Source organism: Aporhodopirellula sallentina SM41, assembly GCF_000346505.1.
Taxonomy (GTDB): domain Bacteria; phylum Planctomycetota; class Planctomycetia; order Pirellulales; family Pirellulaceae; genus Rhodopirellula; species Rhodopirellula sallentina.
In genome coordinates this window covers 1-6,731 of sequence record NZ_ANOH01000148.1, presented here as the reverse complement: position 1 = coordinate 6,731, position 6,731 = coordinate 1, and the positions used below count along the sequence as shown (strand labels likewise).

Sequence of the window (6,731 nt, the reverse complement as noted above, 5' to 3'; positions counted from 1 at the left end):
ATGATTCTTTCCAGTGGTTTGCAACGTTGAAACTGTGTGACATGTAGCGAGGTGCTCCTTTGGCGATCTCGACGATGTCGACTTCCGTTCCGTCGGCGGGGTTGCCGTTGTAAGCACGCGTCTCGCTGAAGAGCCAGAACGCAAACCAGGTGGAATGTCCGACTACCTGATCACTACGCACGCTGGCCGAAACGTACAGCGGGCCATCTGCCGGGCTGAAAAATTGCCCGCCCCACTTGGCGTTATGTGGTTCGGTGGAGTCCCATTTTTCTGGGTATCCGGTCAGCAGATAGCCCGCGTTGACCTTGGGGCCGTGTTCGTTGAGTTGGGTTTTATCGCAGACGACGCGAAGCACCAAATGCCCCTTGCCATCGAGAATGTGGTTCCCTGATTTGGTGCTGTACATCCACGCGGTGTCTTCGCTCGCGCCGCTCCACCGAAGACCTTTCGCGGTGTTTTCTCGGAACGCGGTCGGGTCATAGCCGAGCAACGGATACCAATTCTTCGGCTCGCCCCGGCCATTGAATTCGTCCGCCCACTCGAGTTGCCAATCGCCCGGTGGAACCCACTGATCGGTTTCGCCGGCATCGCCCGAAGGCGTTTGCGGGACCGACTCACTCGCGTCGTCCGTGTTTTTTGGTTTTTCGGGCGGGAGTGACTTCGGAGCGGGGGCGTCGTCACTGCCGTCCGATACTCGCACCTTCGCGAGAGTATCCTCGGCGAGCTTCTTCCATTTTCCGTCGAACAGGACTGCCTGCCAAAGGTAGTTTTCTCCGGCAATTGTGTCTCCCGGGATTTTGATTTCGATACGGGCTTGACCGTTGTCGGAGACGACCGTTGGCGTCGATTTCTCAGCCACCTTCTTCCAGGAAGAATTGAACAGTTGCAGTTGCACCAATCCTTTGACCGACGTCTGGTAACGCACACTCAAGGAAATCGTCTGCCCGGGAGAAATCGATGTTTGACTCTCGACGATCTTCACCGAGTCTGCCGCGTAGGATGGTGCCGCCACCACAAGCACCGCGAATAGGATCAACCAATACTTGTTCGATTGGGCGGGGGTGTGCGACGACGACATGAATGATGCCATGGATAGTGCCATGTGTGTGGGGAAGAGTACGCGGTTCTGCGAGCCTGGGGACTCACGTCATCTCACGAGTGAAGGGACTCGTGACGCCTTCCGTATCTGCTTTCTTTGCTCGCCGGGTTTTGCCCGCAGGACGTGCGGTTTTGCAAAGCGAAGGAGAGTGAGGAGGTACCGCGAACTAGGATGGTGCGCAGGCATCGTGCGGCAGGCAACCCGTATGATCAGCCGGTATGCGAAACGCATTCACCTTCCGTAGTAGACTCAATGCTAATCTTTGGGGCGGGGCAATCCTCTGCCCCTTTGGCCTAATGTGGTACTTTGATTGCGCATTGCACCGTTTGGAGCCGTTCTGTGCGGGCACACCGTAGAGGGAATGACGACGCTGGGCGTCGTTTGAGATGGGTACGCTTGCGGGCTGCGGAAGGCACCGTTGCCGCCACCGGACGAACTGATGGCGGCCGGAGTGGCACCGTGTTACTTGGTCGTCCAGTTCGGTGCAGGTTCGATCTCATCGGCGACCGCGCCGCCTTGATTTTTGCGTCCGCTGCCTTCGAGCCGGCTGATTAGTCGGACCGACATGTCATGGTCGCAGGCGATCTGGCAACTCAGGCGGACGCCGGGTTCGGTGATTTCGCGGGCACGGAGGGTTTCCTTTTCGGCCTCGGTAATCTTCTCGGGTTCACCTTCGATGAACTCGACACGGCATGTCGTGCAGCGTGCGACCCCACCGCATGCGTGCAATTGATCGGTGCCGGCGTCTTGCGTGAGCGCCTGGACCAAACGTTTGCCGGCGGGGACATCGAACGTACCGATATTTTCAACAGTCAGTTTAGGCATGGTGTCAGTTGGGATTGTTGAGGGATGGAAGCGAGGGTGTGGTCGATACCAGAGATCTTTCCGCGTAAGGAACCTGTCCGCAGACCTTTCGTAAGGAGGACCTCCAATACGAACCAATCTGAAAAATCATCAGCCGGTCAGCGCTAGCCGCGGTTTCCATAGGACAACCGGGACCCGACGCCCGCCAGCGAATGGGGGCATCGAGGTTTTCCTTCGGTATCGAGGGATTCCGATCGGATTCAAGCGAAGACAGTATCGATGGAAGCCTGCAAAAATCGGACCGATCTAAACAGCCTCTGCCGTTTGATCTCGATTGCACTGGACGCTGTCGAAGTCGACTGTTGCGAAGTAGTCGTCGAACGTTTCGGCGCGTCGGATCTCTCGGACTTCGCCGGCGTTGTTGTAAAGAAGTTCCGCGGATCGCAACCGGCCGTTGTACTGGAAACCCATCGAGTGGCCGTGGGCACCGGCGTCGTGAATGACGACGATGTCGCCCACTTCGGTTGGCGGCAGTTCACGGTCAATCGCGAATTTGTCGTTGTTCTCACACAACGAGCCAACGACATCGACGGTTTGGGTGGCGGGTGCGTCTTCTTTGCCGAGGACGCTGATGTGATGGTATGCACCGTACATGCCCGGTCGCATGAGATTGCTCATGCAGGCATCCACGCCGACGTAGTTCTTGTAGGAGGTTTTTTGATTGATCACGGTGCTGATCAAATAACCGAAGGGGCCGGTCATCGCGCGTCCGTTTTCCATCATCAAGCGAACGGGAGGAAGAGCCGACGGAGCCAATTTGGATTCGTAGAGTGCTTGCACACCACGGCCGAATTCAGGCAAGTCGATTTCATCTTGTTCAGGACGATAGGCAACCCCGATGCCTCCGCCGAGGTTAATGCACTCAACCGCGACGCCAGTCCGTTCGTGGATTTGCAGCGCGAGATCGAACAGCATCTCTGCGGTTTGCAGCAATGCTTCCACGTTGAGTTCGTTTGAAACGACCATCGCGTGAAGACCGAATCGTTCGACTCCGAGTTCGGCACAGCGGGCGTAGCCTTCGAAGATCTGTTCGCGGGTGCAACCGAATTTGGCTTCCTTCGGATCGCCAATGATCACGTTGCCTTGTCGCTCGGGACCGGGGTTGAACCGGAACGAAACCATTTCCGGCATCTGATCGAGCTGTTGAAGCTGATCGATATGGTGTGGGGTGTCGAGGTTGATGATGGCCCCGAGTCGCGCCGCAACTTCGAACTCTTCGGTGGTTGTGTTGTTAGAGGTAAACATCACGTCGTGACCGGTGATCCCGAGTCGCTCGCACGTGATGAGTTCCGCCACGCTGCTGCAATCGGCGCCGCTGCCCTCTTCGGCCATCAACGCAACGATGTGCGGGTTCGGCGTCGCTTTGACTGCGAAGTACTGCTGAAAACCTTCGTTCCAAGCGAACGCCGCCGAGAGATCTCGAACACGTTGGCGAATCCCGTCTTCGTGGTAGAGCACAAACGGGGTGGGGTGATCGGCGATGATACGGTCGATCAGGGGGCGATCGAAAGGCAGAGTTTTAGCGGCCATTGGGTGACTTCGAGGATCCAAACCGAAAGGGAAAACACGTCAGACTTACCAGGAAGGATAGTCTCGGTGGCAAGTTTGGAAAACCGCAGAATGTCCGAGGCGGGGCTGGGCGTCGCCCGTCCGACACGCCTCGAGACGGTCTTTCGACTCGGTCGGGAGGCGGTCCTGAAGCCTGGCGTGAGGCAGACCGACGGCTGGGGGGCAAGACGGCTTGCGGCAGGGCGGGCCCGGGCTCAGTGTTGGCGACCCGGGCTCAGTGTTGGCTACTCGGGCTCAGCGGCTAGTTATTCTCGCCGAAGGAGAACGAGATGCCGCCGAACGGCACGATTCCGTACACACCCTCGGTGAAGACCTGCTGCACGAAGCGGTCAAACAATCGGATCGGAGCCGGTGGCACGATGATCACGTCGCCGTCCTGGACCCAAATTTCGTCGGCTGGTCGGGACGCTTTGCCGAGCAGAGCGGCACGCAGATCCAACACCGTCGAAAGCAGTTCCCAGTTTTGCCCGCGACGGAACACAACGACCTGACGCAGGTTGGCACCGGGGACATAGCTGCCCGCGAGGCTCATTGCCCCGAGCACTGTGGTCGGCGCGTCCATTTCGAATCGGCCTGGTGCGGCGACTTCGCCGAGGACGTAGACGTAGTGCGGGGCCTGCTCCTCGAGCATGACCTCGACCTCGAGCCCTGCGCCGAGTGAGTCATAACGCAGGTTGATCTCACGTTTCAGCTCGGCCATCGTCAACCCTTGCGTCGGGATCGCGCCCAAACGAGGCAGGCGAAGGGTTCCTTCGGGGGTCACGGTCTGCACGGTTTGCTGTGGATTGAAACCTTCCGAGCCGCTGATCGCTTCGCGGATTTGCCTCGCGACATTACCCGTTCGTACCGGCGTGACGTCGATCGATGGGTCCGGGTAGAACTCTTCGTAACGTTCGTTGAGAAGGTCACGCAGTTGTTCAATCGTTTGGCCGGCCGCATGAACCTGCCCGATGAAGCGCAGTGTCAGTGTGCCGTCGGGTTGAATTTCCAAACCACGTTCGAGCGTACCGCGGGTCAAGTTCTCATCGGCGTCGGATTCGATCAACAGTTCGTCGCCAACCACCAAACGATAGGAACCAACGGTTCGCATCGTTTTGATCAGAAACGTGAGTTGCACTTGGTCACCGGCACGCAAGCGATACTCGGGCAACGGAGCGGAGCGAGACGGGCCGGCATAACCGCCCGAACCGTACAGGTTAAACGGCGAGTCGTACGGGCACTTCCAACATTGGCACTCACGTCGTTCGCGAGTGCCGACGCCGACGCAGACACCGATCTTGTCACAGACGCCGACGCCATGCCGATCGACGCAGCCTCCGCATGTCGAACATGCGACCTGCGATGCGGGGATGTAAGGTCGGTGGCTCGCGGGCATCGGCCAACGGGCCATTTCGTTTTGCACCAACCCGGTCCAGTGTGTTCCACTGGAATAGCGGTTGTCGATCGGTGCGGCGAGCACGGATTGTGAGCTACTGCGACGTTGTGGTTTGGCTGCCTTGTCGCTTGACTCACGGGTGTCATCTACTTCCTCTTCCTCGTCGCGATCGGTTCCCCAACGGTTGGATCGATCGAGCAAGTCGTCTCTGCGAGTGTTGAGCGATGGTGGCGTTCGTCGCTCGTTGCCCAGTCGGCTAGGACGGTTGAGATCGGAGTCGCGATCGCGGGAAAGTGGTTCCGGGATCTTCCGATCGGGGCCGGCGATGTCTCGGTCTTTTGGATTGAGCGGCAGCAGCAAATCATCGAGGTCGCGATCGGGCGGATCGAGCAGATCGCTCGGTGAAGCAACCTCGTCATCGTTTGAACGCGGCAGTGGCGGAGCCAACAGGTCGTCGTCTCCGGTGTTTGTGTTGGTACTGCTGTCGTCGGTGCGAGGTTTGGTCGGCGTGAGTTTGGGGATCAAGTCACGCGATCGCGATTCGAACCGTGCGCGGGCTTCCGCCTTGGCTCTCTCTTTGCGAAGGATGTGTTCTTCGAGCGAACGACGGTATTCCTCCATGGGGTCACCGTCGCCGACGACGTTCGTGACGGTGGATTGACCATCGGATGCGTTTTGGCGAACGAACGGGTTTTCGGTGGGTGCGGGCAGTTCCGCACTTGGTGATCCCGGCGCGATGTATTCCTGTGCCGTGACGACGTCGCTGTTCGTCACGCTGGCGGAGATGACCACGCAACAGGCGAGCGAGAGCACACGCGTTTTGACGCGGTGGAAGTCAACGAAAATGCTGCCGGCGGCAAAATTACGGTGACGGCCGAGCGATTGATTTGACATTTGAATTCGCATCATGAGATTACCAAAACAGGCGGCGTTCGGGCTGCGTCGGCGGGGCGGAGGCCGATGGCTTTGGAGTCCAATTGTGAGGCAACGTTGGGTCGACGATTTGGCCGGCCGTGGATGGTTGCGACATCGGCACGCGATCCCCACGCACTTGGTTGTTCGTTGGACGCGTCGCCACGCGGTATTGCTGGGATCGGTTAAATTGGTTTGGTCCTGGGTTGGCATTGACCGCCGATGCCATCGCCGCCGGAGGCCCGGTTTGTCCTGTGCGGGCGAACTCTTGCGGCGACATCATCTTGACCGGCAACTCGCTGGGCAGTTGATTCGACGCGAGTTGTTTTTCGCACTGGTCCACCAAGACAAAGTCGCCGGACTTCGCGGCTGCTTCGAGCAACGATTCAAACCGTTGACGAGTCGGTGCAACGCGAACGCTCTGCAACAGAAGGTCTTTGGCGGCTTCCGGGATCGACCGTTTCAACAACGTCCGCCCGAGGTCCGCAGCGGCGTCGGCATTGTCGGGCGAGATTTCGACAGCGGCCCGGCGATAGGTCAACGCTAGCTCGGATGAGTGAAGGGCTGAGAACTCGGGCGGCGAATCGATCGTCCGTCCCGCGTTGGCAGCGAGCGTTTCGAGATCCGCCAAGATCATCGTTGCTTCCGCAGCGAGTGGACCGCCGGCGGTTGAGTTGACGAGTCGTTGCTGCGCGAATTGCAGGTACGCATCGACGGCACGAGCCGATGTCAAATGCGTTGTGTTGACCCCTTTGAGCACGGGCGTTTGGTGGACCTCGATGAGCCGGCCGATTGCCGCAGTATCCACGGGGCCATAACGTCCCGAGAAGTCCATCGATTCACGGATCGCGACGAAGGCGGTGTTGAGTTGCGTCGTGAACGCGTTGTCGCCGTTTTGTAGGTCGCGAAGTG

4 protein-coding genes and 1 pseudogene are annotated in these 6,731 nt (G+C 58.9%); all 5 read right to left on the bottom strand.

The window, feature by feature from the left end; all coding sequences use genetic code 11:
- The coding region (locus tag RSSM_RS09800; protein WP_201767194.1) for a hypothetical protein at positions 1-1,090 on the bottom strand (1,090 nt) is incomplete at its 3' end.
- Positions 1,091-1,561: 471 nt separating this feature from the next.
- Positions 1,562-1,924 carry a 2Fe-2S iron-sulfur cluster-binding protein gene (locus RSSM_RS09795; protein ID WP_008677344.1) on the bottom strand — a complete coding sequence of 121 codons (363 nt, stop codon included), beginning with the start codon at positions 1,922-1,924 and terminating at the stop codon, positions 1,562-1,564.
- A 285-nt stretch (positions 1,925-2,209) separates the two neighbouring features.
- On the bottom strand, positions 2,210-3,493 hold the full coding sequence (locus RSSM_RS09790) for a diaminopimelate decarboxylase (protein WP_008677343.1): 1,284 nt from the start codon (positions 3,491-3,493) through the stop codon (positions 2,210-2,212).
- Between the two features lie 280 nt (positions 3,494-3,773).
- The gene (locus tag RSSM_RS09785; RefSeq protein ID WP_144059697.1) at positions 3,774-5,801 is read right to left on the bottom strand and encodes a polysaccharide biosynthesis/export family protein; all 2,028 of its coding nucleotides are present in this window, start codon (positions 5,799-5,801) and stop codon (positions 3,774-3,776) included.
- Positions 5,802-5,820: 19 nt separating this feature from the next.
- Positions 5,821-6,731 (bottom strand): annotated as a pseudogene (locus RSSM_RS33655) (hypothetical protein); the annotation flags it as partial.